At 26.9% G+C, this 3083-nt stretch carries 4 protein-coding genes; 3 read left to right on the forward strand and 1 reads right to left on the reverse strand.

The window, feature by feature from the left end; translation table 11 throughout:
- Window positions 1-67: 67 nt before the first annotated feature.
- Window positions 68-199 carry a hypothetical protein gene (locus AAT22_RS19525; RefSeq protein WP_278279794.1) on the reverse strand — a complete coding sequence of 44 codons (132 nt, stop codon included), beginning with the start codon at window positions 197-199 and terminating at the stop codon, window positions 68-70.
- Window positions 200-412: 213 nt separating this feature from the next.
- On the opposite strand from AAT22_RS19525, the gene AAT22_RS19005 reads away from it, so the two are divergent.
- The 3 genes from AAT22_RS19005 to AAT22_RS04760 all read left to right on the forward strand — a co-directional run bounded on the left by AAT22_RS19005 (window position 413) and on the right by AAT22_RS04760 (window position 3049).
- Complete coding sequence (locus AAT22_RS19005; RefSeq protein WP_156174284.1) at window positions 413-565, forward strand: hypothetical protein; 153 nt, start codon at window positions 413-415, stop codon at window positions 563-565.
- A 154-nt stretch (window positions 566-719) separates the two neighbouring features.
- The gene (surE, locus tag AAT22_RS04755) at window positions 720-1484 is read left to right on the forward strand and encodes a 5'/3'-nucleotidase SurE (RefSeq protein ID WP_047000427.1); all 765 of its coding nucleotides are present in this window, start codon (window positions 720-722) and stop codon (window positions 1482-1484) included.
- A gap of 2 nt (window positions 1485-1486) precedes the next feature.
- Entirely contained in the window at window positions 1487-3049 is a 1563-nt protein-coding gene (locus AAT22_RS04760) for a ClC family H(+)/Cl(-) exchange transporter (protein ID WP_047000428.1), read from the forward strand.
- The last annotated feature ends 34 nt before the right edge of the window (window positions 3050-3083 follow it).

Genomic DNA, 3083 nt, shown 5'->3' on the forward strand with positions numbered 1-3083 from the left:
GGGTTTTTCAACAAACTGAAATAAAAATACCGTTTATTTTATAAACGGTATTTTTATTTGTTAAATTTTATTTATATGTTGTACGAGTAGATGGTTCATTTTCTCCATATGGAGTTTTTTCATTAGCTTTATTTTTAATTTTTTCATCATAATTAGATGATGCTGGATTATTAAGGTTATTATAATTTTTATTTTTCATTTTAAATCCTCCTAAATTATTATTATCAATAATAGAATTCCCCTATTAGAAAAAATTATAGATTAAAGAGTTAATAAGCAATCAGCTATTATAGATTTAGCTTTGGTTCTTGTAGAAACTGGTAAATCTAAAAAGATACCTTCTTTAGAAATGGCTTGATCTTATAAATATTCTGATGCAGAAATACAAATAGTAAAAAGAAATAGAAAGAGGATGTTAATAGGTACTCCAGATAATATAAAAGCGCAAATACTAAAAATGAGTGAAATATATAAAACAGATGAGTTTATGCTTATAACGTTAAATACAGATTTAAACTCTAAGATAAATTCATATAAGTTAATAGCAGAGATGTTTAGAGAATAATAAAAGGAGTAATATAGTTGAATTTATTTCACTTATATTACTCTTTTTCATCATCTACAATTTTATGATAATATATAAGTAAAAAGTAATAATATAATAAGTAGTTATTTTTATATTTATGAAAATAAGAAAAATTAATTGGAGGGAAGACTATATGAGAGTATTAATTACTAATGATGATGGAATAAATGCTAGAGGAATAATAACTTTAGCAAAGGAAATATCAAAAAAACATGAAATTATAGTAGTTGCACCTAGGGAACAAAAAAGTGCTTCTAGCCATTCTATATCAATTCATAATCCCATTAAGATAAGAGAAGAAAAAATAGATGATAATTTTAAGGCATACAGTTTAGTAGGAACACCAGCTGATTGTACTCAAGCAGGATTATCTTTACTTGGAAAAAATATAGACTTAGTTATTTCTGGTATTAACAGAGGCTTAAATTGTGGAACTGATATTTTATATTCAGGAACGGTATCGGCAGCAATAGAAGGAGCAATATATAATGTACCATCTATTGCTATATCAATGGAGGTAGATTGGGAGAGAGAAGATGAGGATTACACTAAGGCAGCTAATTGGATAAGCAAAATAATAGATGTAGCAAAAAAATATTATTTAAAAGATAATGTAGTTTTAAATGTTAATGTTCCAAATATTAGTAAAGAAGAAATAAGAGGAGTAAAAGTATGTAGACTAGGAAAGTCAACATATAAAACAGATTATATTTTAATTGAAGAAAATGAAGATAATGTTTATATAACAAAAGGAACCAGAAATGATATATCAGAGAATGATTCTGACTTATATTTTTTATCCAAAGGCTATGTAACAATGACTCCTTTACATTTTGACTTTACTAATTTTAAAATATTAGATGAAGTAAAAAATATATTTGAAAATAAGGTGATTTAGTTTTGGAAGAAGAAAATATAAAAGATATATTAATAAAAAGAAAAAATATGAAATTTAGATTAATAATCCAAGGTATTATTATAGGTTTAATTACAGGTGGGATAATAGTATTAAATAGAATATTTATAAAAAAACTTTCTTCAATTTTCTTAGATTTGTATTTATGGGGAAATAAAGGCTTAATAAATACAATTTTAGTAATAATTATCTTAGCTTTAGTGGGTATTTTAGTTGGATTTATGTCTAAAAGGGAAAATATGATATCAGGTAGCGGAATTCCTCAAGTAAAAGGAAGAGTAATTAATAAATTGAAGATGAATTGGTTTAGAATACTTATATATAAATTTGCAGGAGGAGTTTTAGCACTATCAGCTGGTCTCTCTTTAGGTAGGGAGGGTCCATCTGTGCAAATTGGAGCTTCTATAGGAGAAGGTATAGCAGAGAGTACTTATAAAAAGATGCCAGTAAAGAAAGAATTTTTGATAACAGCAGGAGCATCAGCAGGACTTTCAGCCGCATTTAATTCTCCGTTATCAGGAATAGTATTTGCACTAGAAGAAATTCATAGAAATTTTTCTCCATTAGTTCTATTATCGGCTATGGCGGCAGCAATAAGTGCTGATTTTATATCGAAAAATTTTTTAGGAATGGAGCCAGCTTTAAATTTCAATGAAATGAGTGCATTGCCATTAAAATATTATTGGGTACTAATTATTTTAGGATTTATAACTGGTGTCATGGGAGTTATATTCTCAAAAGGAATATACTTATTTCAAGATATATACTCTAAGTTAACCAAAATACCAATAGAAATAAAAATAATGATTCCTTTTATAATAACTGCTATTATAGGTTTAACATTGCCAATTTTATTAGGCGGAGGCCATGAGTTGATAATGGATTTAAATTCAGAAAAACATGCTATTTCATTTTTAATAATATTATATTTAGTAAAATTTTTATTATTATTAATTTGTTTTGGCTCCGGGGTGCCCGGGGGAATATTCCTTCCAATGCTTTTACTTGGGGCAATAATAGGGAATGCAATAGGAGTTTTTTCTGTAGATATTTTAGGTATAAGTAATTCTTTTATGATAAATTTTATAGCTCTTGGTATGGCAGGATATTTTGCTGCGGTGGTAAAGGCTCCAATAACAGGAATAGTACTTATAATGGAAATGACAGGATCATTTACTCATCTTCTTTCATTATCAGTAGTTGTAATAATAGCTTATATAACTTCTGAGGCATTGAAAAATCAACCTATATATGAAGTTTTATTAGAAAGACTACTTAAAAGAGTTGGTGTAAGTGATGAGGAGAATAATGCGAAGAAAACAATAGTAGAATTTGTTGTTGAAATGGAGAGTATAGTAGAAGGCAAATATATATATGAAATAAATTGGCCTAAAGACTGTTTACTTGTAGCAATAAAAAGAGGAGATAAAGAAATAATTCCAAGAGGTTCTGTAAAATTAATTAGTGGAGATTATATAGTTGTTTTAGTTAATATAGATAAAAGATCAGATGTAATTGAATATATTACCGAACTTACTTTAGCATAAAACAAATATTTTTAGAAATAGTAATGATTAGATT

Origin of the sequence: Clostridium sp. C8, from assembly GCF_001010885.1 — a bacterium.
Taxonomy (GTDB): Bacteria; Bacillota; Clostridia; order Clostridiales; family Clostridiaceae; genus Clostridium; species Clostridium sartagoforme.